Below are 26,223 nucleotides of genomic sequence, written 5' to 3'. Positions count from 1 at the left end.
TTCGATGGCGCTTCAAGACCGCTACGGCCTGCCGCTCTCCACCACCTCGCACGAGGCAGCATCCGCCTATCGCGACGGCGTCGACCTCATGCTCGCGGGCTGGACCGGCACGGCGGAGATGCTGGAGCGCGCGATCGCGGCCGACCCTGATTTCGCGCTGGCCCACATCGCCCGCGGCCGCGTTCATGCCTTCTACCAGCAGGGCGATCTCGCGCGGCAAAAGGCGGCACGCGCGCGCGAGCTCGTGGCCGGGCGCGGCAGCGAGCGCGAGCGCTCGCATGTCGAGACGCTGGCGCTCGCGATCGAGGGCCGGCTGCCGGAGGCGATCGCATCGACGCTGAAGCATATCGACGCATGGCCCCGCGACGCATTGGTGCTGTCGCTGCCGCTTGGCGCGTTCGGCCTGTTCGCCTTCTCAGGCATGGCCGATCACGACCGCGCCCGGCACGAGCTCTGCGAACGCGTCGCCCCACATTACGGCGAGGACTGGTGGTTCCTCACCATGTCCGGCTGGGCGATGACGGAGAATGGCGACGTCGCGCGCGGCCGCGCCGTCACCGAGCGCGGCTTCCATCTGCGCCGGGAAAATGCCCACGCCGCGCACGCGGTGCTGCATGCGATGTTCGAGGACGGATCGATCGAGGACGCCGATCGTCTCGTCGACGAATGGCTGCCGGCTTATGACCGCTCCGGAATCCTCCACGGCCATATCCGTTGGCATCAGGCGCTCGGCGCGCTCGAGCATGGCGATGCGGCGCGGGCGCTCGCGATCTATGCCGACGTGCTTCGGCCCACTGCCACGCAGGCGCCGCCGCTCAACGTCATCACCGACAGCGCTTCGCTGCTGTGGCGCCTGTCGATGTACGGTCATGCGGTACCGAAGGCGCTGTGGCAGGAAGCCGACGCCGCCGCGCAAAAACTGTTTCCGAAATCGAGCCTGTCCTTTGCCGACGTCCACATGGCGCTATTCGCAGCCGCGACGCAGAATCGCGAAGCGCTCGCCGCCCGCCTTGCGGCGATCGAGCAGCGGCTTGCCGACGGCAAGCTGCCGGCGGGCCCTGTGGTGCCGGCGATCTTCCGCGCACTCGCGGCTTTCGCCGATGAGGATTACCGGACTTGCGTGCAGATGCTCGCGCCGGTGCTCGGCGAGGTCGTGCGCATCGGCGGCAGCCACGCCCAGCGCGAGCTGATCGAGGACACCTATATCGTCGCGCTCATGCGCAGCGGTGAGCTGCCCCGCGCCCGCGCCGTGCTGGACGCCCGCCTCCACCGCCGCCCCTCCTTCCGCGACACGCGCTGGCAGGCGGCAATGGGTTAGGTTATTGTTTGAGCATGATTTTTTCGGAAAACCGCTACGCACTTTTTCGGATCATGCTCCGCCACGAAAAAAACACCGCCCTGATGGCATGTGGCCGCCGGGACGGATCGGGCGATTTGGACGAATCGCCCTCGGGGTTGACGCGGTGATATTCCAGACGGGATTTGCAGCACAAACGGGATCGCAACCAACTTGCGGCTCGATGGCTATGGTGCGGAACTCTTCCGCCATGGCCCCCTGGCTCATGAGCCCGACAACGCGCCTTCGCCGATTGGTCCTCGCCGCGTTGCTCGTGATCGCGGCAAGTCCTTGTTTTGCCGAGACTTCCAAACCCGTTCCGGTCAACAATCCGCCGGCGCAGCCGAACGCCTTCATCGATCTCCTGGCGCTGATGTCCGGCCACTGCAAGACATTCAGGGTCGCGGGCCGCACCTTCCCGTGCAAGACGGTGGCCTATGCCCATGGCGACACGGGCCGGGTCAATTTCGCCGTCGCGGTCGACGATCCCTCCGATGACAGCCACGTGGTGTCGTTCTCCGGCGAGAACGGCAAGCGCGCCGACGACAATTCCTACGAGCTGCGGATCGACCGCGTGCTGCTCAACTCCAAGAACCGCCCCAAGGTCGACGGCCTGCCCGTGCCCGCCGAGCAGACCTCGACCGGCATCTGCCGGCAGACCGGCAACTTCGCCGCCAGAAAGGTGAACGACGTCACCTGCTCGGCGACCGATAGCGAGGGCCGCAAATACGAGCTGCTGTTCGTCTCCGACGGCACCCCGGTCAGCGTGCGCCGCATCCGTCAGTCGGCCCCGTCGATCCAGGACCCGTTCAAGTAGGTCCGTGTCCGCTGGCGTCAACGTGTACGATCGCGCTGATGCCACGGAGCCCTGGCACTGCGCTCAGCTATCACGGTCGTACATTCATCGCAGACAAGGACGCGATCCTCGCTGCGCTCTCCGAGCGACACCGCTTTCCTAATCCGCATCCGTGACAGTTGCGAAAATCTACATGCGCCACTCTCGTGTCCCGGACTCGCACCGCATCGTCGAAGAGACGCTGCGCTGCGTCCGGGGCACGAGTCGCAAGCCACGGCTCTTCATGCGACGATAGATCGCGCGGCCTTCGCTCGTTCACGAACGTTAACGTACGTTCATCGGGGAACTGAAATCTGCGTCGTTTCGACGCCCGCAGTGGCAGGAACGCGCGGGATGCTCATGTGTTGTCACACGACCTTCAACTGGAGTGATGACATGAAATATCTCATTGCCGCGATCGCCCTCGGTGCTGCGGCGCTGGCCGGTGGATCGGCGAGTGCGGCCGGCAGCGTAAGCGCCAAGCAGACCGCGCAGGAAAGCCAGACCACCGACATCAGCGCGCACCGCAGGCATTACCGCCACCATCATCATTGGCGGCATCATCACGGCTATTACCGGCCGTATTACAGGAGCTACGGCTATTACCCGCGGCACCACGGCTATTACGGCGGCGGGCCCTACGGCTATTACGGCGGAGGCCCCGGCGTGACGTTCAGCTTCGGCGGCGGACGCTGGTAAGATCTGGAGACACACGCGACGAGAGGCCCGCATCAGATGCGGGCCTCTTTTCATTGTCCCCGAAGGATCATGTTCGCCGTCTCCATGCCGCTCGCCAGTGCCGCCTCGACCGTGCCCATGTCGCGGCCGCGATAGAGCGCTTCGCCGGAAAACAGCACCAAGCCGTCGCCACGCGCGAGGATCGCCTGTGCCGCTCGGGTGCGCGGCGTCGCCCACGAATAGGCGCCGCGCGCGAACGGATCATGCGCCCAGTTGGTCGCCGCGGACGCCACCAGCTCGCGCGCGATGTGATCGCGCGGCAGGCCGAAGATTGCGGCGAGCGAGCCGAGCCCGGCATCGATCAATGCTCGCGCGTCGAGGCTTTCCAGCTCCGCCGTGCGCGGGCCGCCGAACCAGCCCGTCAGCACGGGATGCTGGTCCGGATAGCGCGTCCACCAGACCGGGATCGCCTCGTCCGAGAGCAGGAATGTCATGTCCGCAAGGTCTTCCTTGCGCTCGCGCCACCATGGCCGCGCGAAGCGCAGCAGGATCTTGATGACGTTGCCAAAGCCGATGTCGTCGACAGCAGCCAGCTTAGCACGCGCGCCTGCCGGTAGCGCGATCTCGCGCAGCAGCGGCAGCGGCACGGTGAGGATCATGCGGTCGCAGGCGTGCACGTCGCCGCCGGCGCAGCGAACGATCACCGCGCCGCCCTCCTCCGCAATCGCCGACACGACGCTGCCGAGGCGGATGGTGACGCCGTGCCTGCGGCAGTCGGCCGTCATCATGTCGATCATCGCGCCGTAGCCGCCTTCGATGCGCGCCTGCGGAGCGTGCCCGCCGTCCATCCATTCCGCGCGCAGCGCCAGCGTGGAGGCGCGTTCGGGATCGGCCGCGTCATAGCCTTCGACCATCCGCTCGATCGAATGGCGCATCGGCGCGTAGTCGTCGCCTGCAAAATGCCGGCGCAGGAAGTCGGCGACCGTGAGGTCGTCCTTCAAGTCCGCCAGCTTGGCCTGAAGCTCCGCTTCATGGGGATCGTCACGCGCCTCGCGCGTGAGCTTCGTCCCGTCAAAGCTCCACTGCTCGCCCTCGATCTCCTGAAGCGACAGGCCTGCCTCGCGCAGCAATGTGCGCGTGACCGGCGCCTCGCCATGGACGAACTCGGCGCCGCCGTCGGCGGCATAGCCGAACTCCGAGGCCGGCAGCGAATGAATGCGGCCGCCGCAGCGCTGGCGCGCCTCCAGGATCGTCACCTTGCGCCCCGCACGCGCCAGCTCGCGCGCCGCCATCAGGCCGGCCGCGCCGGCGCCGACGATGACGATGTGCTCGGACGGATCGGACATGGCCGCGCCTTACCGGCTCACGGCTTGCGGGTCGTTCTGGATCAGATAGCGCAGCAGCAGGACGCCGCCGCCGAGCTCGCGCGTGCTCTCCAGCGTCATCGCGGCGATCGGCGCGCGCCGGTCGCTGTCCGCCTCGGTGGAATCGAACACGAACGGGGCGCCCTTTGCGCCGTCGATCGCAGGGCTGAGGATCAGGTTGAATTCGTCGATGAGGCCGGCGCGCAGGAACGCGCCGTTGGCAACGCCGCCGCCCTCGACCAGCAGGCGCTTCACGCCGAGCTCGCGGCTGAGAATGTCCAGCGTCAGTGCGAGGTCGATCTCGGATTTGCCGGCAAAGATGTAGGACACGCCCTCGCCGCGGAGGCCAGCGAGATGCGAATCCGGGACATTCTCGGTCAGCACGACGACGATCGGATCGCCGCCGATCTCCGCGCGCCCCCAGCCGATCTTGCCCTCTGCATCGAGCACGACGCCGTAGGTCTTTGCATCGCGCCGGGCGAACCAGTTTTCGCGCGGAACTTTCGCGTCTGTCGGGGGATAGGGCCTGCCCTTGGCGAACTCCGAACCCGTGACGCGGCCGATCACCCAGGCATCGCCGCCGAGCTCATCATGGATCTTCTCGAACCAGTCCGTGCCCGCGCCCTTCGGACGCCAGCGGCTGGGATGCGTGCGCCCGTCGAGGCTGGAGTGCATCAGGCAGATGACATACGGTTTCATGCAATCCTCAGGGCAGCGCTCAGGCCGCGGGTCCACCGCGCGCGGCACGATCGTTCACGATCGCCGCCAGCGGATTGAGCTTGGGTGGCGCTATGAGCTGGAGCGTGTTGGTGTCGTGGTGATTGAACGGCGCGCCGCGCACGAACAACTCGGTCTGGATCAGATAGGTCCAGCTGCCGTCCTCGTTGAAGGTGATGTCGCAGCGATAAGCATCGGTGCGAAAGGCCTGCTCCAGAAAATCGGTCGAGCAGATCCCGTAGGCGGTGTCGCCGCGCTTGGCAGTGACCGAGATCGTCTTGTCGTCGGGCCCGGCCTTGCCCGAGGCCAGCAGCACCTGCCCGCGCGGGATCGCCAGGGTCTGCATGATCAGCCCGGTCGCCGGCTCCCACAGCCAGTAGCCGACCTGGTCGTGGAAGGTAATGTCTTCCTCGGGCGTGTTGATGTGGATGTGGTACCGCAGCCCGTACAGCAGCTGCGGCCCGTTGGCCTGCGGATCGATCGGATCCATGCGGATGTGCTCGATGAAGGTCCGCCGCTCCGGCCCTTCGGCCTTCGGATTGATGTCGATGCCCTTGTCCGCCTGCCAGGTGCCGGCAAGACGCCGAAGCGGGCCGAGATTGGTCAGGCCGTCGGGCGAGACGTCCTCGGGTTCGGTGAAGATATCGGCGGGAATGGGGAGCATGGCGGCCTCGCGGGGGTGCAGAGACCAGCCATAACACGGGCAGGCGGCGGCCTGAATTCAACTGTTAGCGGCACAGCGCCGAAGGCATTCGAGCCATGCGAGGATGCGCATTGCATCCCGCCCGCCTCTGGCGCTGCAGTCGGCCGGTTGAGGAAGTCGTCGAGGCTGGCGCGCCCCGCGACCGCTTCAGGCCGCTTCCGACACCGATCTCGCACGCTGCTCGAGCACGCCGATTGTCGCGACCAGATTGTCGCGTCGGGCGCGAAGGTTGGCCGCGAGAAGCGGATAGGTCGGCTGAGCCGGGTCGAACACCCCGGCGCGCGCCTCTTCCTCGAGAAGGTCGGTATTAATCAGCCGAACGCGCCACCATAAATCGGCGATCAACGCGTCGAGCCGGAGTTCGTCAACAGCACCAGAACGGGACACTTCCTGCATCACTTGCCTCAACCTGAAACGGCCTCTCCACCGAGGCCCGGGCTTGGGTCAGGACTGAGCAAGGGGAGTGCCAGGACGGGCGGGCGCAGGCTTCCGAACCGGCAATTAAGGAACGCTCTTCGGCCCAAGGGGCTGCAGTGGCGGGCATGATGAAAACGCCTGAGGCATTGACCTCACGCCACCCGCCGTTTCCGGCGCGCCGTGGGGGCTTGCCAGGAGAGGCTTGCAAGCGGCACGGGCTTGCTGAAGTGAAATCCCTGGCCGAGCGGGATGCCGAGTGATTGGAGCCGTCTGACCTGTTCGGAGGACTCGACCCCCTCGGCGACGATCGACAGCTTCAGCGTCTTTGCCAGCTGCACGATGGATTTCAGCACGGCGACGGTCTCGCAGCGATCGATCCTGTCGATGAAGGATTTGTCGATCTTGACCTTGTCGAAAGGAAAGGCCGTCAAATAGGACAACGACGAGTATCCGACACCGAAATCGTCGAGGGCAATGGAGACGCCGAGCGCCTTGAGGCGCTGGAGCGTCCTGAGGTTCTCCTCGGTGTCGGCGAGAAATACGCTTTCGGTGATCTCGAGCTCGAGCCGGGTCTGCGGAAGCCCGCTCTGCGTCAACGCAAAGGTCACGGTGTCGACGAGATTGGCGCTGGCAAATTGCAGGGCGGAGAGATTGACAGCGACCTTGATGTCGCTCGGCATGCTCATCGCATCGCGGCAGGCCCTGGCGAGCACCTGGTGGCCGAGCTCGACGATCAGTCCCCCCGCCTCGGCAACCGCAATGAACTCCGCCGGAGGGACGTAGCCCCTGGTGGCGTGATGCCAGCGCGCCAGGGCCTCGACCGATTTTACCCGACCAGTGCCGAGCTCGATCACAGGCTGATAAAACAGCTCTATCTCCTCGCGCCAGATCGCTTCACGCAGCTCGATCTCGAGCACGTTGCGTTGATCCGCTTCCGCCTTGAGCTCCGGTGAATAGACGTGGAAGCAGTTTCTGCCGGCATTCTTCGACCTGTAGAGCGCAAGATCGGCGTTGCGAAGGATCTCGTCGACCCGCGTGCCGTGCTCGGGCACGAGCGCAAGGCCAATGCTACAGCCGCTCACGACGGGGTGGCCATCGATGTGAAAGGGTTCGGCAATGGCCTCGACCAGCCGCGCGGCCAGGCTTTCAGCGCCCTCGCGCATCGCGGCCCCGCCGGGTGCCACGATGACGGCAAATTCGTCGCCGCCGATTCGCGCCGCCGTATCGGCATCACGGATCTGCGCCTTGATCCGGTCGGCAACCTGCTTCAGCAACGCGTCGCCGCATTGGTGGCCGAGCGCATCATTGACCGACTTGAACTTGTCGAGATCGAGCAGGAGTACGGCGAACGCGGGCTCCGACCGGCGCGGGCGGGCCAGCGCCTCGTCGATGCGCTCCTTGAACAGGTTGCGATTGGCAAGGCCGGTCAGGCTGTCGTAATGCGCGAGCCGCTCGATGCGGTCCGCCGACGCCTTGCGCTCGGTGATGTCCTCATGCGTGGCAACCCAGCCGCCGTCCTCGCGCCGGCCATAGGAGATGTAGACGACCCGGCCGTCCGGAAACTGCACGGTGTTCGAGATCTGCTCCGACTGGGCGAGCCGGTTCTTCAAATCGACGAGGTACGCCTCGACGTCGAGCACGGCGGTCTGCTTCGCGAACACCTCCCGGAAGTCCATGCCGATCCGGATGTCTTCCGGCACGAGGTCGTAAAGTTCGAGCCATTGCCGGTTGAACGCGATCAGGCGGTCACGGCCATCGAACATGCTCAAGCCCTGGGGGAGGTTCCTGAGCGCATCCTCGAACTTGCTGGCGAAGTCGCGCCGCTCGCGGTGGGCGCGATCCAGCGCCTGCTGCCGTCGCCAATGAAATGTCGTCGCGGCGAGGATGATGAACGTGAGCAGCACCGCGCCGCCGAGATAGACCTTCTGCCTGAAGGCGGAGCGGGAATAGATCTCCTGCTCCGAAATGCCGACGGTGAAGATGAGCGGAAACGCACGCGACCTGCGCGCCGTGATCAGTCGGTCGCTGCGGTCCGGTCGGTTCTCGTTCCAATATTGCGCATAGAAGCCGTCGCCCAGTTCGCCCGCGACGCGGCTCGGCGCGCTTTGTCCCAGCACTGACCCCTGGTCCACGCCCCGGGCGGCGAGCACGACGTGGCTCGCATTCCTGAGCACCAGCGTTCCTCCGACGCCGAGCTTTGCGGTGTCGTAGAACCTGCCGACGACGTCGACGCTGATCGAGCCGACAACCACGCCGACCCGATTGCCGGCGAGATCGAACAGCTTTCTCGCGAGCTGTATCGTCCACTTTTTGGACGCGCGGCCCAGCACCGGCTTCGCCACGTAAAGGCGATCGTCGACCTGCGACATGGTATGAATGAAGTGCTCGCGATCACCGAGATAAAGCGGCGGACCGGAATAGCCCGCCGTCGTCTCGGTCATGTATCCGTCCGATCCGATCAGAGCGAACTGGACCACGTCGCCGGTGGCGAGGCGGGCCTTGTCGGACCAGAACTTCAGGCTGAAGGCCTGCGGATCCTGGGCGTAGAGTGCCTGTACCACCAGCAACGACTGATCCACGCGCTCGAAGATGCGCTCGGTGTTCTCCTCGAACAATTCGGCGACGCTGTTGCCGTGCGACCGCGCTTGCTGGATCGCGTCCATCCGCTCGGAGGCGGTGATTGCGAAATAGCCGATCCAGACCAGGGGGAGAAAGAACAATGCGATCTGCAGCGGAGCATTCCGCAGGATCGCTCTTCCGGCTTTGCGGACTGCCCCTGCGGGAATCACGACGCGCACCCCCGCTTCGGCCGCCAGGGCAGAACTGCGCTCGCCCGCAGTATTGGCATCGCCTTGTCTCCGCCTCGACTGCACAGGGACACCCGCGCGGGTGCCGTTCATAGCGCGAAGGTAGCCGAAACAGCCTTAAGTTTTTGTTTGGAGGAAGCTCAATTCTTCAGCTCAAAGCCTCCGTATCATCACGGAGGTCGGCTGGTATTCAGGCACATCGCCATGTCGCAAGCGGCACATTTTAACCGTCTTTGGACCGTTTTTCACATCGCGCGCGCAAGGACGATCGTGCCGGACAGGATGAGGAGCGCGCCTGCCGCATAACTCAACCGTTGGCCGAACGGCAGCAGCTTCTCGGCGGCGACATAGAGCGCGATGCCGATGATCCAGGCCAGGTTCATCACGCCGCCGACGAACAGCAATACCATCAGAAACCAGCAGCAGCCGACGCAGTAGCTGCCGTGGCGAAGTCCCATCCGGAATGCGCCGCGCGTGCCGGGCCGCCAATATCGACTGAGAAACAACAGCGGACTGTCGCAGTAGCGCAGGCAGGCCTGTTTGAGCGGCGTGAACTGATAGAGCCCTGCTGCAATCAGCACGCCGCCGCCCAGAATCGCGCTGGTGCTTGCCATCGCCATCGACAACAACCCGAAGCGTTCGAATGCTCCTTGCACCAGGACCGCAGCGAGACTGAACCCGGCCCACGTCACGAGATAACCGGCGAGAAAGATCCAGCTATCGATTGCGGCGCGGGAGGCAGCCTCCTGCCTTCGCTTGACGGTCGCATACAGGAGAACGGTGGGCACCGCGCTCGGCGCCATCATCGCGATCATCATCACCCACCACATCACGAACAGCAGCGCGCCATAGAACGGCGTCCACGGCATCGGCGCCATGTCCGGCATGTCGGCCATCATCTCGGTGTCCATGCCGGCGCCCGCAGCGAGATAGGCCCAGGCGAGCGCGACCACTGCGGCGGTCCCGATCGCGACGATCAGCCGGTCGCGGTGGAGCAAGTGTTCGAGTATCGAGCGCTCCTGCATCGACTTGTCCATGGCGACGAGGAGCTGACACCGAGATCTCGTGTCGGTGTCAGCGCCGCATCATGCCGCAACGCCCTTGGGCGTCTGCACGACATTGGCGAGCGAGCTATGCGTAGCGCGGGTCTCGAACCGGATCGCGCCGGTCGAGCGGATGTCGGCGGATGCGACCTCGGCCGCCCGATGTTCGAACCCTTCGGGCATGACCACCTGGATGCGGTGCGGATCACCGGTCACCGGATTCTTGATCGGCTCGACATCGGTCTCGAGCACGCCCTTGGCGACGAGTCTTGCGACGCGTCCGTCCTTGTCGAAGGAGAACTCGAACGGCACAAACACGGGATCATGGATCTTGGTGACGATCATGCTGACGATCTGGAACAGCGTGCCTTCGGCCGAATGCTTACCGGAGAAGATATCGAACAACGCCTGTCGCTGCTCCGCCGTGGCGCGTTCGTCGATGATGGGCTGGATTGTCCCGTTGCCCTCATGCAGCGGCCCGGGGAAATCGACCGTGATCGCAAAGCAGAGACCATCGAGCCTGGTCCCTTCGAAATGTCCCTTGGCGATCCGCATGGCGACCAATCCCTTGCAATAGCCTTGGGTCGGCCGTGCGTTGAAATCGCAGGGGCAGCCGAACGCACAGGTGCAGTTCTTCATCCATTCGCCTTCGAGACGCCAGTCCGATGCAGCCATGGCACATCTCCTGATGTGAGCGGGGACGCGGCAGCCGTTGGATTTGTTCAGCGTTCTTGTCGAAGCAATGCGAAAAGGCGCGAGCGGGATCGAGATCCGATCAGAAGGCCGGCATCGCAGAAATAGTCTGGTGGCGAGCTGCCGTTTACTGTCGGAGGATCATATCAGCGGCGGCCGGCTGCGTATAGCGGACGAGGGTCGTGGCTCGGGGGCAGCTACAGCTCGGGGGATGTCCGACGTCCGGGGCGTGGTGCGCAGGGGCGGGATGCGCTCTCCGACGCTCTTGTAATTGAAATATCGAGAGAATTTCTAGCAAGCAACAAGAACGTATTGGCATGAGTGAGCACGTCCGGCTTTCCCTTCGGATTCCAGAGGATGCCAAATTGGTGAAGCCGCGCCGTGAGGAACGAGAACTGCCGAAACCGATCGAGGCCGCCATGGGCTTCGATCGCCAGTTGCTGAAGATTGGCATCGATCTCTTCCCTCACTCGTCCAGGAAGGTTCGGCAATGGGCGACGAACCTCGCTGGATACTGGAACAGCGCGCCGTGGCCGGAGTCCGGATAGAGAACGAGCTGGGCGTTCTTCATAGCCTTGAACATGTTGTAGGCGTTGATGCTCGGAAACATCGTGTCGTCGCTGCCGTGCACGATGAGCGTAGGCTGCGCGATGGCGCCGAGCGTCGCTTCGCCTTCATGCTTCCTGGCGCACCAGCCAATGATTGCCTTCGCCTGCGCGTTGCTGACATCCTCGCCGCTGTCCGGATCACGATCCTCCTTGCGCATGGTTGCGCGGGCGACGAAAGCGCGGCCGGCGCGCTGACTTTCTTCGGAGGGTGTGAAGAACAGGGGCAACCGCACATCCGTCCCGCTTTGAGCGAAGGCTTCGTCGACTACGGCGAGCAGATGTTCCTCGCCCCCGCGCGGTGCAGCGCCGGCGATGATGAGCTTGCGGATCAAGCCGGGGTGCTGCACGGCAAGCACTTGGGTGAGCATGCCGCCGAGGGAGAAGCCGAGGAGGTCAACCTTTGGCAGATCAAGGCCTCGTATGAATGTCTCGGCATCAGAGGCCATCTGCTCCACCGTGTCGGGCGTCCGGCCGGTGGAGGTGCCTATGCCGAGATTGTTGAACGCAATGACCGGCCGCGTTTCAGCAAGGCTATTCACCACTGCCGGATCCCAGGCATCCATCGTCCCGGTGAAGTGCTGCAGCAGGATGAGCGGCGTCCCGGCCGTCGGGCCGAGCCGCCGGAAGGCGAAGCGCACATCGCCGACGTTCAAAGATTCTGTTCTAGCGGTTTCGAGCGACATGGTTGCTCCTTTGTGAGTTGCATTTGCTTGATGCGGAGTCGATCCTGATGATTGGCAGCGCATCTACATGGTGAGGACGATGCGAAAGCGGGCTTCGCCCGCCATCATCTTGCGATACGCTTCCGGCGCGCGTTCTAGCGGCATCGTCTCGATCATGGCGGCAACGCCAGCGAGCGAGCTGAACCGCAAGGTGGCATCGGCGGTCGCTGGATCGCCGGTCAAGGCGCCTTCGATCGAACGCTCGCCGAACAGGAGGTCGGACGTCGCGATCTCCGCAGGTTCGGGAGATGCGCCGAGCGCGATGATCCGGCCGCGCGGCCGAAGCCCCTTCACCGCGTCTGCCACAGCGCTACCACCTGACGCGGTGATGACGACGAGCTGCGCGCCGCCCAGATCCTGCAGCGCGGAAGCAACCGCGACGCTCGAGCTGTCGACATAATGGTGGGCGCCAAGCTTTCCGGCGAGACCACCTTTGTCCGGTCCGCGCCCAATCGCCACGACCTCGAAGCCCATGCGCCGGGCGAACTGCACGGCGAGGTGCCCGAGGCCGCCAATGCCGATCACGGCGACCAGATCGCCGGCGCGAGCGGGAGAGTTGCGGAGCGCGCTGAAGGTCGTCAGTCCGGCGCAGAGCAGCGGAGCGGCGTCTTCCGAGGCGAGCCCATCGGGAATCGACACGAGGCCACTTGAGCGCGCGAGCATGTACTGCGCGTAGCCCCCGTCATGATGAACGCCGGTGAACTCCTGGTTCCGGCAATTGACGAGATCGCCGCCGCGGCACTCTGCACAGTGTCCGCAACTACCTCCGAGGAAGCCGATGCCGACGCGCTGCCCGAGCGTCCAACCCTCGACGTTGCTGCCGACCGCGTCGATCACGCCTACAGCCTCGTGGCCCGGCACGCGCGGCCATTGGATCGGAAAAGCCCCTTCGACGGTCGCGGCGTCGGAGTGGCAGACACCGCAGGCCTCGACGCGAAGGCGGACCTGCCCGGGGCCGGGATCGACAAGCGGCTTTTGCGTCAGTTCGAGCTGTCCCGGCGCGACGGCCTGAACAGCGCTGTATGTCGTCGGATCGCTCGACATGAAAGCTCCAAGGTCTGAAAAACCTGTCGGAGCGCTACCAGCGGCCTGCCCAAGCCGACAGGACGTAGATGCCATCATTCCGGCCATGCATGGCGAAACATCGCTGGAACGACCATCTAGGCGATTAGCAACCGTCGCGGAGAAAGCATGAAGATCGGCCTCGTCCTTTGCCCGAGTTTCCAACCCGTCTGCTTCGGAGCCGTCGCAGCGTTCGACGTGGCCAACAAGCAGGCCGGCGAGAAGGTCTATGACGTGCGCGTCCTCTCGGAGGAAGGAGGACTGGTCGCCTCGTCATCCGGCATGCAGGTCATGACGGACCCAATCGACGATGCTCGCTATGACACGCTGATCGTCGCCGCGGGCCTGGAGATACCGACCTCGTCGCCGGGATTGGTTCGGCTGCTTCGCGCTGCTGCTCGCGACGCGCGCCGCGTCGCCGCCATCTGCCTGGGCTCGTTCGTCCTGGGAGATGCGGGCTTGCTGAACGGCCGGCGCGCCACCACGCATTGGCGTTACGCGCAGGCGCTGCAGGACCGTTTCCCCAGCTGCGAGGTCGACATGGACAAGATCTTCATCGCGGACGGACCGATATGGACGTCAGCCGGCATGACCGCGGGAACGGACCTGGTCGTGGGCATGATCGAGCGCGACCACGGCTCCGATATTGCCCGTTCGGTCGCGAAGGGCATGGTCATGTACCATCGCCGCTCAGGCGGACAGTCCCAGCATTCCACTTTGCTGGACCTCGGCGCGAATGAAGATCGGGTCCAGCGCGTGCTGAACTACGCTCGTCAGAACCTTGCCGAAAACCTCACCGTTGACGAGCTTGCCGAGGCCGCGTGCCTCAGCCCCCGGCAGTTCACGCGGCTGTTTCGGGCGGAAACCGGCACCACGCCCGCAAAGGCGGTCGAAGCGTTGCGTGTCGAAGCCGCGAAGTTGATGCTGGAACAAAGTCGGTTGCCGATCGAGGTCATCGCTCGCGAGGTGGGGTTCGCGAACCGAGAGCGGATGCGTCTGGCGTTTGCGCGCGTGCTTGGGGAGGTCCCTAGAGCCATCCGCAATGATGCCGGACCGCTGGCCGCACTATGATCGACGCGCGACCGCGGCAATGCGTGTGAGAAGGCGGCCCATGTCGGATCAATCGTCATAAGGCCACCGGCTTCTCACGCCGTCGAGTTTGGATTCCAAAGGCTCATCGCTAGCTGAGCCGGATGTTGGAAAGATCGATCGAAACGACGAGGGGCTCGGTGCTGAAGCTGCCGTCTGGCTGGCGGGAATAGATCCGGCGTTTCGTCGGGAATTTGATGCCCGAGACTTCCGTGTAGTCTTCGATGATATGCGCGCCGGGCGTGTTGCCGGAGATCTCGACGTTGTAGTCGTGGCGCTTCAGCAGCCCCTCACCGTCGAAATAGAGCGTCTGCACGGTGCTGTGCGTCGCGATCTCTGCCGGAAATCGCACCGCAAGGCGGCGCCAGTCTCCGCTGTCGGTCGGCCAGGGCTCCAGTTCCTCGGTCTCAAGTCTCGGCCAGGCAAGCAGGAACGGCATGTTCAGATAGGTCCACATCGCGCAGCCGGCGAAGTAGGCGAGTTGCAGTTCAGTCCACGGCGTTTGCAACTCATGGCCGGCAAAGCTCGCGCGCGGCTCAAGCAGCTCTTCGAGAACCGTTCCGTTGTCTGCTTCCAGAGCCACCCGGCTCGGCTCAAAGCGCGAGCGGCGATGGTCAGCGCCGAACGGAGCGTGTGACGCCCACTGCCTCTTCAGACCCACGGTGACGTTGGTCCGCTCGAGGGTGACTGCCTGTCCCTTCAAGGACCACAGGACGCCGCCCTGCACAAGATCGGCCGACACCTGCTCGAACTGCCGCCACCGATCGAGGCCTCCATGGGCTTCGATGGCTATATCCTTGAGTTGCTTCATGGTTGGGCTCCTGCGGAAGCCGCGCGGGATCGCGCAGCCTTTAGCGGGAGCCTAGGCGGTCGGCCAAGCCTGCCGAACGACTTAGATGCCTTGATTCCAGACGCCGCCGCGCGCCGGGTTTTCCAGATGCCTCTTGGCAAGCTCCAGGAAGAGAAAAGAAAAACGCGAGCGCGCTTCGCGCCGGTCATCTGGCAAGCGCTATCGTACGAGATCGTGCTTCAGTGTGGAAAAGCGTAGATTGGTGCCCAGGGGCGGAATCGAACCACCGACACTGCGATTTTCAGTCGCATGCTCTACCAACTGAGCTACCTGGGCGTGCTCCAAGAGAGGGGCCAAAGCCCATCGAGCGGGCGGTTTATAGTGGGCTCGAGGCGGCCTGTCCACCCGGCTTCGCCAAGTGGCTGCGCCGGGCGCGGCCCCTCTGTGCACAAGATCGAGCGGGGTTGCTGCGGCTGGTGCTCGGCACCTCAGTGACGCTCTTAGTACATTGAAATAGCTCGATTATTCGACGTCGTCGGTTTCGTCGTCGCGGCCGGGGATGACGTAGGAGCCCTTCAGCCAGCGGTTCAGGTCGACGTCGCGACAGCGCGAGGAGCAGAACGGACGGGTGGCCTGCGTCTGCGGCTTGCCGCAGATCGGGCAGGTTTTGAGCGGGCCGGTGGGCTTGTTGACCTGGTCGTCCATGGATGTCGGCAGCTTACACGGGGTGACGGGGTTCAAGAGCCTGCCCGGAAACGGGTTCCTGGCGCAGCCGCGCATGCGCCGCGGCGCGGACCCGGCAGGGCCATTCTACTGTGCATGGGGTTGTTTTCGAGGTTTTTGTCGGCGCGGCCCTTGGGCTCACTTGGGCTCACACCGCGGTGGTATTGAGCCAGCCGAAGCGGATCGGAAAGCCCTCGCCGCCGAGCAGCGTCGTGGTCTCGTACAGCGGCAGGCCGACGACGTTGGTGTAGGACCCCACCATCTTGACCACGAAGGATCCGGCGATGCCCTGCACGGCGTAGCCGCCGGCTTTGCCGCGCCATTCGCCGGAGCCGATATAGGCCTGGATGTCGTCCTCGGACAGGCGCTTGAAGCGCACGCGCGTCTCGACCAGACGCTGGCGGAAAGCCTCGCGCGGCGTGACCAGGCAGATCGCGGTGTAGACGCGGTGGTTGCGGCCCGACAGCAGCCGCAGGCACTGCGCGGCCTCGTCGACCAGATTGGCCTTCGGCAGGATGCGGCGGCCGACCGCCACCACCGTGTCGGCGGCGAGGATGAAGGCGCCGCGCAGCTCGTCGTCGAGCTGCACCGACTTCAGCGCAGCGTCGGCCTTGGCCCTGGCCAGCCGGTTGGCGCAGGCGCGCGGCAGCTCGCCCCGCTTCGGCGTCTCGTCGACGTCGGCCGGCCGGAGCGCATCCGGCTCGATGCCGGCCTGGTTGAGCAGCGACAGCCGACGCGGCGAGCCGGAGGCAAGTACGAATTTGGGGCGGCCAAGCATCAGGTGATTTGGAAGATGAGGCAGGGGTGAATTGCGCGCGGAACCTATCGGAAGGGGGCCGATTTCACAACCCGGGAACCGGAGTTTGGTGATTCGAGGTATCCGCCACGGCTGTGCCTGCTCTCTGTGACGCGGGTGTTACGGAGGGCTGATGCTACCCGTTCGCCGCGCCGACCTTGGCGAAGCGCCGCCGGATGCGCATCAGAAGCTGATCGCAGACCTCGCGATAGGCAGCTAACTTCTGGTCGCGGCTGCCTTCGATGGTGGTGGGATCCTGCGTCGGCCAGTATTCGACCTCGGCCGCGAGCGTTCGCGTCAGCTCCAGCGCCTTGTGATGCGCCTCGGGCGAGAGCGTGATGATGAGGTCGAAATTCAGTCCCTCCCAATCCTCCAGCTCCTCGAAGGTCTGCGGCTTGTGGCCGGAGATGTCCTGGCCGAGCTCGCCCATCACGGCGACGGCGAAGGGATCGAGCTCGCCCTTCTTGGTGCCGGCCGACTTCACATAGAGCCCTTGCGGAAACATGTGCTGCAACAGGCTCGCGGCCATCGGCGAGCGCACGCTGTTCATCGCACAGGCGAACAGCACCGACTGAGGATCGCGTGCGCGTGGCGGATCCGCCATCGCGCTCAGCCCTTCCAGTGCAGGACAGTAATGAGCGTGAACAGCCGGCGCGAGGTCTCGAAGTCGACCCGCACCTTGCCTTTCAGCCGCTCCTGCAGCGTGCGCGATCCTTCGTCATGGATGCCGCGGCGGCCCATGTCGATGGCCTCGATCTTGTCGGGGGTCGCGGTGCGGATCGCCTGGTAATAGCTGTCGCAGATCATGAAATAATCCTTCACGATCCGCCGGAACGGCGTCAGCGACAACAGATGCGCGACCACGGGCGTGCCGTCCTCGCGGCGGATGTCGAACATCAGCCGGTTGCCGGTGATGCCGATATGCAGCGTGAACGGGCCCTTGCCGTCCGCACCCTCGGGCGCAAACAGGTTCTGCTCGATCAGATCGTAGATCGCGATCGCGCGCTCGTGCTCGATGTCGGGCCCGGAACGGCCGATGGATTCCTCGTCCAGCGTGACGCCGACGATGCGATTGGTCGAGTCGTCCTGTGCGGGCGGCTTTGTCATGACAGATTGAGGCGCAATCCAATCGAGCGGGAATGGGCGTCCAGCCCCTCCGCCTTGCCGAGCGTCATCGCGGCAGGTCCCAGCGCACGCAATTGGTCGGGCCCGCATTTCAGGATCGAGGTGCGCTTCGTGAAGTCGTGCACCGAGAGGCCGGAGGAAAACCGCGCCGAGCGCGCCGTCGGCAGCACGTGATTGGAGCCGCCGACGTAATCGCCGATCGCTTCGGGCGTGTGCGGCCCGAGGAACACCGCGCCGGCATTGCGGATTTTCGCAGCGAGCGCGTCGGGATCGACGGTCATGATCTCGAGATGCTCGGCCGCGATGGCGTCCGCGAGCGGGATGGCCTCGCCCAGGTTCTTCACCATGATCACGGCGCCGAAATCGGCCCAGGACGCACTGGCGATCGCGGCGCGCGGCAGCGTCTTCAGCTGCGCTTCGACCGCCTTCTCGACGTCGGCGGCAAGGCGCGCCGAGTCCGTGATCAGGATCGACTGCGCGCTGGCGTCGTGCTCGGCCTGTGCCAGCAGGTCGGCGGCGATCCAATCGGCGTTGCCGGTGTCGTCGGCGATGACGAGCACCTCCGAGGGGCCGGCGATCATGTCGATACCGACCTTGCCGAACACCAGCCGCTTGGCGGCGGCGACATACGCGTTGCCGGGCCCGACGATCTTGGCGACCGGCGCGATGGTCGCGGTGCCGTGCGCGAGCGCGGCCACCGCCTGCGCACCACCGACACGGTAGATCTCGGTGACGCCGCCGAGATGGGCGGCCGCCAGGACCAGCGGATTGAGCTTGCCGTCCGGCGAGGGCACCACCATCACGAGGCGCGACACGCCGGCGACTTTCGCCGGCACGGCATTCATCAGCACCGAGGACGGATAGGCCGCCGTGCCGCCGGGGACGTAGAGGCCGGCGGATTCGATCGCGGTGTAGCGCCAACCAAGCTCGACGCCGAGCGGGTCGGTGAAGCGCTCGTCTTTCGGCAGTTGGCGGCGGTGATAGGTCTCGATGCGGTCGCGCGCGAGCTTGAGTGCATCCAGCGTCGCAGGCTCGCAGGCCTTCACGGCGGCCTCGATCTCGGCGGCGGAGACGCGCAAGGAGGATGCGTCCAGCCTCAAGCGGTCGAACTTGGCCGTCGCCTCGAGCAGGGCGGCGTCGCCACGCTTGGCCACGTCGTCGACGATCGCGCGCGCGGCGGCCTCGACGTCGGCCGACGCCTCGCGCTTGGCGGCGAGGAAGGCGGCGAATCGCTGGTCGAAATCGGCGCTGCTGCGGTCGAGGCGAACGGGCATGTTTCGCTTGGCTTCCGGCTGGTCTTGAGGGGCGGGTCGGCGCACCAGGTCCCCTGCTCAATGGCGCGGCGGGAAAGCTGCGTCAACCCTCGGCAGATGCCATCCCAGCCAGGGCCCATTCGGCTGGTATACGGCCTCTTCAGCCCTCCCCCTGGACTCCAGTGCCCAGCGTGTCGGCCCCGAGATCGGTCAGCTCGCATTCCAGACACTCGACGTCCAGGCGGATGGCGCCGCCCTGGGCGAACAAAAGCAGGGCGCTGCCGCCGGGCTCCTCGGCGCGGCCGTCCCGGGGGTGAAATTCAATGCCGACGAGATCCAGGATCTTGTCCGGCGCGGCGAGGTCAATGTTGCGCGACTTGCAGGCGAGCACACGGTCGAAACGGAGCGCTGCGACCAGCCGGCGCGGCTCGGTCTCGCCCTCCAAGGTCTGCTCCCAGTCCAGCCGGCTCATTCCGACCACAAGCCGTTTCTCGCCCTGCCGCCAAATGATATCGGAAGCCTGGACGCGGGCGTCCTGGACATGGGTCGAGATCACGGCGAGGTCGTCGGCGTCGAGAGCGATCAGTTTGAGCTGGGGCGACATCGCCGCGCCTCTCCTGGAGTGGACGGGGCTCAACGCGCACGAGCCCCGAAATTTCCACACACAAGTTAAGCCCTCGTCCGGCTCGCCGCTACACGGCGAGCCACCCATTCCCACAACAAGGGAGGGTGAGAGTCGTGAAACCTCACTCCCTGAAGAACGCCAGGAGATCCGCGTTGATCGTCTCGGCATGCGTGGTCGGCATGCCGTGGGGGAATCCCTTGTAGGTCTTCAGGACGCCTTTCTTGAGCAGCTTGGCCGAGAGCGGCGCCGAGTCCGCGTATGGCACGATCTGGTCGTCGTCGCCATGCATCACCAGAACCGGCACGTTGATCTTCTTCAGATCCTCAGTGAAATCGGTTTGCGAGAACGCGACGATGCCGTCGTAATGCGCTTTCGCGCCACCCATCATGCCCTGGCGCCACCAGTTCTCGATCACCGCTTCCAGCGGTTTTGCGCCGGGGCGGTTGTAGCCGTAGAACGGGCCGGCGGCGATGTCGCGGTAGAAGGCCGAGCGGCCGGCGGCAAGCTGGGCCTGGAAATCGTCGAACACGCTCTTCGGCAGGCCTCCGGGATTGGCTGCGGTCTGCACCATCAGCGGCGGCACCGCGGAGAGGATCGCGGCCTTCGCGACGCGGCTCTCGCCGTGACGGGCGATGTAGTGCACGACCTCGCCGCCGCCGGTGGAATGGCCGACATGGAGGGCGTTCTTGAGGTCGAGATGCGCGGTGAGCGCGGCGAGATCGTCGGCATAATGATCCATGTCGTGGCCGTCGGCGACCTGCGCCGAGCGGCCGTGGCCGCGGCGGTCATGGGCGATGACGCGATAGCCGCGCGTGACGAAGTACATCATCTGCGCGTCCCAATCGTCCGAGGACAGCGGCCAGCCATGGCTGAACACGATCGGCTGGCCCGAGCCCCAGTCCTTGTAGAAGATCTCGACGCCGTCTTTGGTGGTGATGGTGGGCATGGTGGGGCTCCTTTCAATGAGAGACGTCATTCCGGGACGCGCGTCAGCGCGAACCCGGAATCTGGAGATTGTTAAATCGGGATTCTCAGGTGCGCGATTGCGCACCAGAGTTTATCGCTGTGCGATGGCCGGAATGACGAGAGGGGCCAATCAGGCAAACGCCAGGGGCTTGTAGCGGCGCCAGGCGCCGATGGTCAGCACGACGAAGAACACCAGCACGATGCCCTGCACCACGGCGAAGACCGGCCCCGATGGCGGCGCCGGGGGCACGGCGGGCGCGAGCGCGGCAAGTGCGGGCACCTTGAGGAACGACTGGATCACCAGCACGAAGACGTTGAAATAGAGCGAGATCATCGCGGTGACGATGTAGACCGGGCGCCAGACGCCGCCGAGCTTCATGCCGTAGAGCGCGAAACAGGCAATCGCGAGCAGCACCAGCGAGATGATGCCGATGATGTGCGAGGGCAGCAGCTCCTTGAATGGAAACAGGAAACCAGTCGCACTGGTGAGAATGGTGAACAGCAGGAAGATCGCAGTCAGGCCCGGCATCGACTTCGAGCCAAGCAGGCCGAACATCACGACAAGCCCGGCGACGATGGCAATCAGGCTGATGATGACATGGATCAGCGTAAGGGCGGGCAGGCTTAGGCCAAGCACCATGACATCTCTCCTACTCTCGGCGTTGAGGTGACGAGAATAGTATTACGGTCCTCATCGGATTACCACCTGCGTTGTCGTCACATGCATGAGCGCAGCCATGCGTCATCGTGCGAAATCGAAAAACGCATGGCTGAACTTTTTGCAGCGCTGTCACAAACGACGGCAGGCTTTCGACGAAAGTTGAATCGAACTCACACGTTCTTGGTATCGAAGATCAGGATGTCGGCACCGCCGCTGGCGAATTTCGGCACGTCGGCGCCGGTCGCCTTGCCTTCCGGGCTGGCAAAGGCGGCCTGAACGTCGGCCACGCTGTCGAAGGTGAGGATGGCGACGAGGTGGATTCCGGAAGGACCTGCGGGAGATGCGACCGGCCCCTTGCTGACGGCGTAGTTCTTCAGGCCGGGAAGCTTCTTGGCGAGCGGGATGTGCGTCTCGGCATAGTATTTGTCGAAGGCGGCAGCATCCTTGGGTGTCTTGTAGAGCACGACGACTTCAGCCATTTGGTCCTCCCTGGGGAATCTTTGTTTTTCCACGCGCGATTGACCTCGCGACGAGGCGATAGTCTCGCGGGACGCAGCGCAATGGCAAGTCCCTTGCGGCTTGCCATTGCCTTGCCTTGTCCTTGACTAAAGCGCCGGTTTTGCGGCGTCGCCGAGATAGCCGTGCAGGGACGCAACGACCTGCGCGCCTTCGCCGATGGCGCCGCCGACGCGCTTGACCGAGCCGGAGCGGACGTCGCCAACGGCGTAGACGCCGGGCACGGAGGTCTCCAGCGGCGCCACCAGCTTGCCCTGGTTCTGCTCCGACTGCGCGCCCGTGACGACGAAGCCGCCGCGATCGAGCGTCACGCCGCAACCGTCGAGCCAGGACGTGGCGGGATCGGCGCCGACGAACAGGAAGAGATTGCGGATGTCGGCGGAATCCTCGTCATCCGACAGCCGGCTCTTCCAGCGGATGCGCCGCAGCAGCGAGGCCTCGTCGCCCTCGAGCGCGGTGATCTCGGTGTTGAACATCAGTTCGATGTTCGGGGTCGCTTCGATGCGCTCGATGAGATAGCGCGACATGCTGGCGCCCAAGCCGCCGCCGCGGATGATCATCAGCACTTTTTTCGCATGGCCCGACAGGAACACGGCGGCCTGGCCAGCCGAATTGCCGGCGCCGACCAGAGCCACCTCCTCGCCGGCGCAGAGCCGCGCCTCCACGGGCGATGCCCAGTACCAGACGCCGCGGCCCTCGAACTTCTCGAGGTTGGCGATATCGGGACGGCGATAGCGCGCGCCGCTGGCGACCACCACCGAACGGGAGCGCAAGGTTTCGCCGCAATCCAGCGCCAGCGCGAAGGTGCCATTGACGCGCGAGCAATCCAGCGAGCTCACCGACATCGGAATCATGATGTCGGCGCCGAACTTCTGCGCCTGGGTGAAGGCGCGGCCCGCCAGCGCCTGGCCGGAGATGCCGGTCGGGAAGCCCAGATAGTTCTCGATGCGCGCACTGGCGCCGGCTTGGCCGCCGAAGGCGCGGGTGTCGACGACCGCGACCGAGAGACCTTCGGACGCAGCGTAGACCGCAGTCGCGAGCCCCGCCGGCCCGCAGCCGACGATGGCGACATCGTAGATACGGTCGTCCTTGGCCCCGCCGATCATGCCGATGGCGCGGCCGAGCTCGGTCTCGCTGGGATTGCGCAGCACCGTGCCGCCGGCCGTGACGACGAGCGGCCAATCCTCCGGCTTCGGCGAATAGCGCGCGATCAGTTCGGCGGCGTCATGCTCGCTCTCGGGATCGAGCAGATGATGCGGCTGGCCATTGCGGGTGAGAAAGCCCTGCAGGCGCACCACGCCGGCGGAGTTCGACGGCCCGATCAGCACGGGGCCGCCGATGCCGCCCTGGATCAGATTGACCCGGCGCAGGATCAGCGCGCGCATGATGCGCTCGCCAAGCTCGGCTTCGGCCACCAGCAGCGCGCGCAGCCGGTCCGGCGGGACGAGCAGCACCTCGACATTGCCTTCGGCGCGGCCGTCGACCAGCGCCGGCCTGCCCGAGAGCTGGCCAAGCTCGGCCAGGAATTGCCCCGGCCCCTGATCGATCACGGGCGTGACGTGGCCGAGACCATCGCGCTGGGTGATGGCGACGTGGCCCGCCAGCACCACGAACATGCCGGGCCCGGGCTTGCCGGTCTCGAACAGCAATTCGCCGTCCGCGTAGGTGCGGATTTCGCCGAAGTGCCTGATCCGTTCGATCTCGGCGGGCGTCAGCGCCGGAAAGGTCTGCTCGGGGCGCGTGAACCGCAACAGCTGCGCATCACGGTCGGTTCGTTGTGTTTCGTCCTGCCCCATGGCCACTGCATGCACTCCAAAATCTCCAGCCGCCGGCGTTCAACGAGAGGTCTTGCCGGCGGCCCCCTCATTTAGGGAACCATCGTCGTTCTGCGAGGGGTCGGTGCTTGCGGCGCGTTCGCGCGCCTGCAACTTCCGCCGCTTCAGGTTTTCGCGCAGCGCCGATTTCAGCCGGTCGTCCCGGGACGCCCTCGGCTGCCTCGCGCTCTTGTCAGTCTCGTCGCCCATCGCGGCTCCATCACAACAACCGGCCACAGGATGCCATCGAAGTGTGGCAGCTCAAGAGGGTGAGGCGATAGGACCCTTGCGAAACGCGAGATGGATCGAATCCGGCTCCCCGGCCAACTGACCAGTTGGGCAGGGACATCAGACCCCGAATCGGCATGAAGGCGGTCAGTCCGGACGAAAACGGGCATTTTGGCGCCGATATCGGCCCGATTTTCTCGTTTTGGCGGGGCTAGCAAGCTTGCGCAGGAGGGGGGCTTGTGGCAGATATCGGCCCGCTTGGTAGGCCCCTCGGGCGGCCGATTCTTGTCCCAGCACATGCTGCCGTAGCTCAGTGGTAGAGCACTCCATTGGTAATGGAGAGGTCGACAGTTCAATCCTGTCTGGCAGCACCAGCTTTCCTCACCGACGCGAGCCGTGTTGAACCAAGCCTTGTTGAACCAAGCCTTGTGCCTGGCCAGCGCGCCCGCAACACCCATGGATGCGATCGTGATCACACGCTCCCTGCCCTATGAAGGACTGCTCCACGAGATCGTCGAGCATAATGGCGTGCTCTATCTCGGCGGCATCGTCCCTGAAGATGCCGGGCTCGACATGGCCGGCCAGGCCGAGGATGTGCTGCGCCAGTTGAAGACCCTGCTCGAGGGGGCCGGCTCCGATCTGTCCTGCGTTCTGCAGGTGACGATCTTCGTGGCCGACCTCACTGAGAAGGCCGCGTTCAACCAGGTGTGGAAGCGCTATTTCACCGCGGAGCATCTGCCGGCGCGTGCCGCGATCGGCGTTGCGGATCTCGGCCCGGGCGTCAAGCTGGAGCTGACGGCGATCGCCGCGCGCCGCTGATCCTCACGGGCGAGAAGAGCAAGCTCGGTCGTTTCGTCAGTCTTCCATACATGGCTTGGCATTCTCGCGGCCCGAAACGCCCGAGTTTTGCTCGTTTCCTTGTCCCTCTTCTATGAAGAGGGCGCAGGGAAGGCCGGGTGCCGGCTGGCACCCACGGTCCGCTGTGCGACAGCACACGCAGAAAACTGCACAGCGGCATACAGGTGAAGCCCAACACACGGCCTTCCCTGCGCAGTGGTTTGACGGCTTATGCCTGCTCTCCCCGGAGCCGAGTTCCTTCTGGCCTCCGTCACCTCGCGAATTGACGATGCCTCAAGGCCCGGTTGAGCCCAGATGCATCTCCGCAAGGCTTGACCGTAGCAACGACGGTCAGGACCACACGGTTTTGCCGTACGCAGCTTCCGGCTCCGCCAAGAGGCTTCGCCGGATGTTGGCGCCGTCCGTTCCGCACGCTGTGAGACCTCACGAGGTTCATCTCGCCCTGGTCCCGCCCCGCGTGCCCGACGCAGCCGCGTCCACCGCACCCTGGCCCTCGTTCGTGACGACGTACGATCGCCCCTCTCCCTGGGCCGGGATGAGCGATGGATACTGCAATTCCGAATTTCGGTAAAGTGGAATATATTTGCGGGAAGGGATTGACGGGGGCTGCGCGGGAGAGGCGGTGTTTTGCCCGACGGGCCAGAAGCGTTGCGATCGGTGTCCTTCCGGTTGCGCCTCTTCGAAAGGTTGCGGCCACACGGCACGTTGACCCCTCATTTCATGGTGCTAGTCTTTTCGCTCGCGACCTGTCCGGGAGGACACGATGGGATGGTTCGACCGCCTGTTTGGAAGGATGTCGGAGCCGACGATTCCTCTTCTTGCGAGATTTCGGCGGAAATCAAAAGCACCGACCGATCCTGATCTTTTGAAAATCGCCAAGGACCGGAAGGGACATGTTTCCCGCAGAGCCGTCAGGGACGAGTATAATCGGCTGGTCCTGGAGAAGTACGCGCACGACAAGTCGTGATGCGCGTCGAGGATCTCAGTAGCCCGTAGGATGGGTAGAGCGAAACGAAACCCATCTGCTCCTTGTCGAGCCACGAAACATGATGGGTTTCGCAAGGGCTCTACCCATCCTGCGCACTGCGCACCATCAATGGTCGCCATTCATTTGCAGTGCTGCGAAGCGGTCGTCCGAACGGCGCAACCGCCGGCATAGCTCGCGATTGATGTTCTGCAGAACGATCACGTAGGCGTGGATGTCGGCCTTGTAGCAGGCATAGAGCTTTTGGGCCGTCAGCTCGTACAGCACGGTCGGCGCCTCCGCGATAACAGTGGCGGAGCGGTTCTGCATTTCGATCAGCGTCATCTCGCCGAAGAAATCGCCAGGCTCCAAACGCGATATCGGGATGACCCTGCCCGCATGCGTGCGTTTGCTCACCGCCAGCCGGCCGGACTTGACGATGAACATCGAACGTCCCGGCTCGCCCTCGGCCACAACGGTCGCGTCGGCCTCGAAGCGGCGCTCGACCAGCATCGAGATCAAGAGGTCGAGGCCTGCCTCCGAAAGCCCGCCGAAGAACGGCGTCGCCAGCAGGAACGCTTTCAGATCGGGGGACGTGACGAGCATTGCGCGAGGTTACGCCCGGTCGAAGGCTGCGGCAAGCTAAGCGGTGCAGCCAGGTTCCGTCATTGCGAGCGTAGCGAAGCAATCCAGGAATGTGTCCGCGGAAACAGTCTGGATTGCTTCGTCGCAAGGGCTCCTCGCAATGACGCGGCGAGAGATTTCACCTCTCGACTCTGGACCACTGCCGCGCGCAGCGAAACCCATCAGACTCGTGCGGTGGCGAAGAT

The 26,223-nt window shown here is 64.8% G+C and carries 28 protein-coding genes and 2 tRNA genes; 7 read left to right on the top strand and 23 right to left on the bottom strand.

The annotated features are described in order from the left end of the window. Positions 1-4: 4 nt before the first annotated feature. From I6F31_RS23345 to I6F31_RS23335, 3 genes are all read left to right on the top strand, one after another. Positions 5-1,318 (top strand): tetratricopeptide repeat protein, encoded by a 1,314-nt coding sequence (locus I6F31_RS23345; RefSeq protein ID WP_225186166.1) that lies wholly within the window; start codon positions 5-7, stop codon positions 1,316-1,318. Between the two features lie 229 nt (positions 1,319-1,547). Next, the gene (locus I6F31_RS23340) at positions 1,548-2,153 is read left to right on the top strand and encodes a hypothetical protein (protein WP_225140509.1); all 606 of its coding nucleotides are present in this window, start codon (positions 1,548-1,550) and stop codon (positions 2,151-2,153) included. Between the two features lie 414 nt (positions 2,154-2,567). Continuing rightward, positions 2,568-2,870, top strand: a complete 303-nt coding sequence (locus tag I6F31_RS23335; RefSeq protein WP_193760572.1) for a hypothetical protein — start codon at positions 2,568-2,570, stop codon at positions 2,868-2,870. 50 nt (positions 2,871-2,920) lie between these two features. Here I6F31_RS23335 and I6F31_RS23330 read toward each other — a convergent pair whose 3' ends face one another. From I6F31_RS23330 to I6F31_RS23290, 9 genes are all read right to left on the bottom strand, one after another. Continuing rightward, positions 2,921-4,195 carry an NAD(P)/FAD-dependent oxidoreductase gene (locus tag I6F31_RS23330; protein WP_225186165.1) on the bottom strand — a complete coding sequence of 425 codons (1,275 nt, stop codon included), beginning with the start codon at positions 4,193-4,195 and terminating at the stop codon, positions 2,921-2,923. A 9-nt stretch (positions 4,196-4,204) separates the two neighbouring features. Further along, entirely contained in the window at positions 4,205-4,912 is a 708-nt protein-coding gene (locus I6F31_RS23325) for a dihydrofolate reductase family protein (RefSeq protein WP_225186164.1), read from the bottom strand. 19 nt (positions 4,913-4,931) lie between these two features. Further along, positions 4,932-5,594 (bottom strand): heme-binding beta-barrel domain-containing protein, encoded by a 663-nt coding sequence (locus tag I6F31_RS23320; protein WP_036027012.1) that lies wholly within the window; start codon positions 5,592-5,594, stop codon positions 4,932-4,934. A gap of 186 nt (positions 5,595-5,780) precedes the next feature. Next, the gene (locus tag I6F31_RS23315; RefSeq protein ID WP_225186163.1) at positions 5,781-6,029 is read right to left on the bottom strand and encodes a hypothetical protein; all 249 of its coding nucleotides are present in this window, start codon (positions 6,027-6,029) and stop codon (positions 5,781-5,783) included. Between the two features lie 173 nt (positions 6,030-6,202). Next, positions 6,203-8,770: an EAL domain-containing protein gene (locus I6F31_RS23310; protein WP_225186162.1), complete on the bottom strand. Its 2,568-nt coding sequence runs from the start codon at positions 8,768-8,770 to the stop codon at positions 6,203-6,205. A gap of 332 nt (positions 8,771-9,102) precedes the next feature. Continuing rightward, positions 9,103-9,768 (bottom strand): DUF2182 domain-containing protein, encoded by a 666-nt coding sequence (locus tag I6F31_RS23305; protein ID WP_345944114.1) that lies wholly within the window; start codon positions 9,766-9,768, stop codon positions 9,103-9,105. A 174-nt stretch (positions 9,769-9,942) separates the two neighbouring features. Then, on the bottom strand, positions 9,943-10,575 hold the full coding sequence (locus I6F31_RS23300) for a DUF1326 domain-containing protein (RefSeq protein WP_036014350.1): 633 nt from the start codon (positions 10,573-10,575) through the stop codon (positions 9,943-9,945). A gap of 484 nt (positions 10,576-11,059) precedes the next feature. Continuing rightward, complete coding sequence (locus I6F31_RS23295; protein WP_050996003.1) at positions 11,060-11,884, bottom strand: alpha/beta hydrolase; 825 nt, start codon at positions 11,882-11,884, stop codon at positions 11,060-11,062. A gap of 63 nt (positions 11,885-11,947) precedes the next feature. Further along, positions 11,948-12,967, bottom strand: coding sequence for an alcohol dehydrogenase (locus tag I6F31_RS23290; RefSeq protein ID WP_225147319.1), 1,020 nt, complete (start codon positions 12,965-12,967; stop codon positions 11,948-11,950). A 147-nt stretch (positions 12,968-13,114) separates the two neighbouring features. Here I6F31_RS23290 and I6F31_RS23285 point away from each other — a divergent pair, with 147 nt between their 5' ends. Further along, positions 13,115-14,056 (top strand): GlxA family transcriptional regulator, encoded by a 942-nt coding sequence (locus tag I6F31_RS23285; protein WP_225126902.1) that lies wholly within the window; start codon positions 13,115-13,117, stop codon positions 14,054-14,056. A gap of 109 nt (positions 14,057-14,165) precedes the next feature. On the opposite strand, the gene I6F31_RS23280 is transcribed toward I6F31_RS23285, so the two are convergent. The 13 genes from I6F31_RS23280 to I6F31_RS23220 form a co-directional block, all read right to left on the bottom strand. Then, positions 14,166-14,885: a hypothetical protein gene (locus I6F31_RS23280; protein ID WP_036027003.1), complete on the bottom strand. Its 720-nt coding sequence runs from the start codon at positions 14,883-14,885 to the stop codon at positions 14,166-14,168. A 239-nt stretch (positions 14,886-15,124) separates the two neighbouring features. Next, positions 15,125-15,200, bottom strand: a tRNA-Phe gene (locus I6F31_RS23275). A gap of 186 nt (positions 15,201-15,386) precedes the next feature. Beyond that, positions 15,387-15,569: a DNA gyrase inhibitor YacG gene (gene yacG / locus I6F31_RS23270; protein WP_036027000.1), complete on the bottom strand. Its 183-nt coding sequence runs from the start codon at positions 15,567-15,569 to the stop codon at positions 15,387-15,389. A 166-nt stretch (positions 15,570-15,735) separates the two neighbouring features. Beyond that, positions 15,736-16,365, bottom strand: a complete 630-nt coding sequence (locus I6F31_RS23265) for a Maf-like protein (RefSeq protein ID WP_057027605.1) — start codon at positions 16,363-16,365, stop codon at positions 15,736-15,738. 154 nt (positions 16,366-16,519) lie between these two features. Beyond that, the gene (locus I6F31_RS23260; protein ID WP_225126905.1) at positions 16,520-16,987 is read right to left on the bottom strand and encodes an arsenate reductase ArsC; all 468 of its coding nucleotides are present in this window, start codon (positions 16,985-16,987) and stop codon (positions 16,520-16,522) included. A gap of 5 nt (positions 16,988-16,992) precedes the next feature. Further along, positions 16,993-17,490 (bottom strand): UPF0262 family protein, encoded by a 498-nt coding sequence (locus tag I6F31_RS23255; RefSeq protein ID WP_025032375.1) that lies wholly within the window; start codon positions 17,488-17,490, stop codon positions 16,993-16,995. Continuing rightward, positions 17,487-18,782, bottom strand: coding sequence for a histidinol dehydrogenase (gene hisD, locus I6F31_RS23250; RefSeq protein ID WP_225186161.1), 1,296 nt, complete (start codon positions 18,780-18,782; stop codon positions 17,487-17,489). The genes I6F31_RS23255 and hisD overlap by 4 nt, the downstream gene beginning before the upstream one ends. 139 nt (positions 18,783-18,921) lie before the next feature. Continuing rightward, positions 18,922-19,365 (bottom strand): DUF2948 family protein, encoded by a 444-nt coding sequence (locus tag I6F31_RS23245; RefSeq protein ID WP_036014359.1) that lies wholly within the window; start codon positions 19,363-19,365, stop codon positions 18,922-18,924. 142 nt (positions 19,366-19,507) lie between these two features. Then, positions 19,508-20,332, bottom strand: coding sequence for an alpha/beta hydrolase (locus tag I6F31_RS23240; protein WP_036026985.1), 825 nt, complete (start codon positions 20,330-20,332; stop codon positions 19,508-19,510). A 150-nt stretch (positions 20,333-20,482) separates the two neighbouring features. After that, positions 20,483-20,992 (bottom strand): hypothetical protein, encoded by a 510-nt coding sequence (locus I6F31_RS23235; protein ID WP_036014365.1) that lies wholly within the window; start codon positions 20,990-20,992, stop codon positions 20,483-20,485. A 191-nt stretch (positions 20,993-21,183) separates the two neighbouring features. Then, the gene (locus I6F31_RS23230; RefSeq protein WP_036014366.1) at positions 21,184-21,492 is read right to left on the bottom strand and encodes an EthD family reductase; all 309 of its coding nucleotides are present in this window, start codon (positions 21,490-21,492) and stop codon (positions 21,184-21,186) included. A 126-nt stretch (positions 21,493-21,618) separates the two neighbouring features. Next, positions 21,619-23,325 carry an FAD-dependent oxidoreductase gene (locus I6F31_RS23225; RefSeq protein WP_036026983.1) on the bottom strand — a complete coding sequence of 569 codons (1,707 nt, stop codon included), beginning with the start codon at positions 23,323-23,325 and terminating at the stop codon, positions 21,619-21,621. A 39-nt stretch (positions 23,326-23,364) separates the two neighbouring features. Further along, positions 23,365-23,553 carry a hypothetical protein gene (locus I6F31_RS23220; protein ID WP_036014369.1) on the bottom strand — a complete coding sequence of 63 codons (189 nt, stop codon included), beginning with the start codon at positions 23,551-23,553 and terminating at the stop codon, positions 23,365-23,367. 317 nt (positions 23,554-23,870) lie between these two features. Here I6F31_RS23220 and I6F31_RS23215 point away from each other — a divergent pair. The 3 genes from I6F31_RS23215 to I6F31_RS23205 all read left to right on the top strand — a co-directional run bounded on the left by I6F31_RS23215 (position 23,871) and on the right by I6F31_RS23205 (position 25,396). Further along, a tRNA-Thr gene (locus I6F31_RS23215) sits at positions 23,871-23,945 on the top strand. 94 nt (positions 23,946-24,039) lie between these two features. Next, a complete protein-coding gene (locus I6F31_RS23210) occupies positions 24,040-24,390 on the top strand; it encodes a RidA family protein (protein ID WP_085969234.1) in 351 nt (116 codons plus the stop codon). A gap of 802 nt (positions 24,391-25,192) precedes the next feature. After that, positions 25,193-25,396 carry a hypothetical protein gene (locus tag I6F31_RS23205; RefSeq protein ID WP_036026980.1) on the top strand — a complete coding sequence of 68 codons (204 nt, stop codon included), beginning with the start codon at positions 25,193-25,195 and terminating at the stop codon, positions 25,394-25,396. Between the two features lie 126 nt (positions 25,397-25,522). Here I6F31_RS23205 and I6F31_RS23200 read toward each other — a convergent pair whose 3' ends face one another. Then, positions 25,523-25,999 (bottom strand): cyclic nucleotide-binding domain-containing protein, encoded by a 477-nt coding sequence (locus tag I6F31_RS23200; RefSeq protein WP_036014373.1) that lies wholly within the window; start codon positions 25,997-25,999, stop codon positions 25,523-25,525. Between the last annotated feature and the right edge of the window lie 224 nt (positions 26,000-26,223).

Source organism: Bradyrhizobium sp. NBAIM01, assembly GCF_020194115.1.
Lineage (GTDB): Bacteria > Pseudomonadota > Alphaproteobacteria > Rhizobiales > Xanthobacteraceae > Bradyrhizobium > Bradyrhizobium yuanmingense.
The sequence above is the reverse complement of the archived record's forward strand: the minus strand, read 5'-3'. Positions and strand labels throughout refer to the sequence as shown.

Excerpts from the sequence above, each read along its gene's own strand:
- I6F31_RS23230 (WP_036014366.1), bottom strand. The coding sequence starts at position 21,492 with ATGGCTGAAGTCGTCGTGCTCTACAAGACACCCAAGGATGCTGCCGCC.
- I6F31_RS23220 (WP_036014369.1), bottom strand. The coding sequence starts at position 23,553 with ATGGGCGACGAGACTGACAAGAGCGCGAGGCAGCCGAGGGCGTCCCGG.
- I6F31_RS23265 (WP_057027605.1), bottom strand. The coding sequence starts at position 16,365 with ATGCTTGGCCGCCCCAAATTCGTACTTGCCTCCGGCTCGCCGCGTCGG.
- yacG (WP_036027000.1), bottom strand. The coding sequence starts at position 15,569 with ATGGACGACCAGGTCAACAAGCCCACCGGCCCGCTCAAAACCTGCCCG.
- I6F31_RS23305 (WP_345944114.1), bottom strand. The coding sequence starts at position 9,768 with ATGGACACCGAGATGATGGCCGACATGCCGGACATGGCGCCGATGCCG.
- I6F31_RS23260 (WP_225126905.1), bottom strand. The coding sequence starts at position 16,987 with ATGGCGGATCCGCCACGCGCACGCGATCCTCAGTCGGTGCTGTTCGCC.
- I6F31_RS23245 (WP_036014359.1), bottom strand. The coding sequence starts at position 19,365 with ATGTCGCCCCAGCTCAAACTGATCGCTCTCGACGCCGACGACCTCGCC.
- hisD (WP_225186161.1), bottom strand. The coding sequence starts at position 18,782 with ATGCCCGTTCGCCTCGACCGCAGCAGCGCCGATTTCGACCAGCGATTC.
- I6F31_RS23290 (WP_225147319.1), bottom strand. The coding sequence starts at position 12,967 with ATGTCGAGCGATCCGACGACATACAGCGCTGTTCAGGCCGTCGCGCCG.
- I6F31_RS23330 (WP_225186165.1), bottom strand. The coding sequence starts at position 4,195 with ATGTCCGATCCGTCCGAGCACATCGTCATCGTCGGCGCCGGCGCGGCC.
- I6F31_RS23235 (WP_036014365.1), bottom strand. The coding sequence starts at position 20,992 with ATGGTGCTTGGCCTAAGCCTGCCCGCCCTTACGCTGATCCATGTCATC.
- I6F31_RS23340 (WP_225140509.1), top strand. The coding sequence starts at position 1,548 with ATGGCCCCCTGGCTCATGAGCCCGACAACGCGCCTTCGCCGATTGGTC.
- I6F31_RS23255 (WP_025032375.1), bottom strand. The coding sequence starts at position 17,490 with ATGACAAAGCCGCCCGCACAGGACGACTCGACCAATCGCATCGTCGGC.
- I6F31_RS23200 (WP_036014373.1), bottom strand. The coding sequence starts at position 25,999 with ATGCTCGTCACGTCCCCCGATCTGAAAGCGTTCCTGCTGGCGACGCCG.
- I6F31_RS23320 (WP_036027012.1), bottom strand. The coding sequence starts at position 5,594 with ATGCTCCCCATTCCCGCCGATATCTTCACCGAACCCGAGGACGTCTCG.
- I6F31_RS23335 (WP_193760572.1), top strand. The coding sequence starts at position 2,568 with ATGAAATATCTCATTGCCGCGATCGCCCTCGGTGCTGCGGCGCTGGCC.
- I6F31_RS23295 (WP_050996003.1), bottom strand. The coding sequence starts at position 11,884 with ATGTCGCTCGAAACCGCTAGAACAGAATCTTTGAACGTCGGCGATGTG.
- I6F31_RS23240 (WP_036026985.1), bottom strand. The coding sequence starts at position 20,332 with ATGCCCACCATCACCACCAAAGACGGCGTCGAGATCTTCTACAAGGAC.
- I6F31_RS23315 (WP_225186163.1), bottom strand. The coding sequence starts at position 6,029 with ATGCAGGAAGTGTCCCGTTCTGGTGCTGTTGACGAACTCCGGCTCGAC.
- I6F31_RS23345 (WP_225186166.1), top strand. The coding sequence starts at position 5 with ATGGCGCTTCAAGACCGCTACGGCCTGCCGCTCTCCACCACCTCGCAC.
- I6F31_RS23325 (WP_225186164.1), bottom strand. The coding sequence starts at position 4,912 with ATGAAACCGTATGTCATCTGCCTGATGCACTCCAGCCTCGACGGGCGC.
- I6F31_RS23225 (WP_036026983.1), bottom strand. The coding sequence starts at position 23,325 with ATGGGGCAGGACGAAACACAACGAACCGACCGTGATGCGCAGCTGTTG.
- I6F31_RS23280 (WP_036027003.1), bottom strand. The coding sequence starts at position 14,885 with ATGAAGCAACTCAAGGATATAGCCATCGAAGCCCATGGAGGCCTCGAT.
- I6F31_RS23205 (WP_036026980.1), top strand. The coding sequence starts at position 25,193 with ATGGGATGGTTCGACCGCCTGTTTGGAAGGATGTCGGAGCCGACGATT.
- I6F31_RS23300 (WP_036014350.1), bottom strand. The coding sequence starts at position 10,575 with ATGGCTGCATCGGACTGGCGTCTCGAAGGCGAATGGATGAAGAACTGC.
- I6F31_RS23285 (WP_225126902.1), top strand. The coding sequence starts at position 13,115 with ATGAAGATCGGCCTCGTCCTTTGCCCGAGTTTCCAACCCGTCTGCTTC.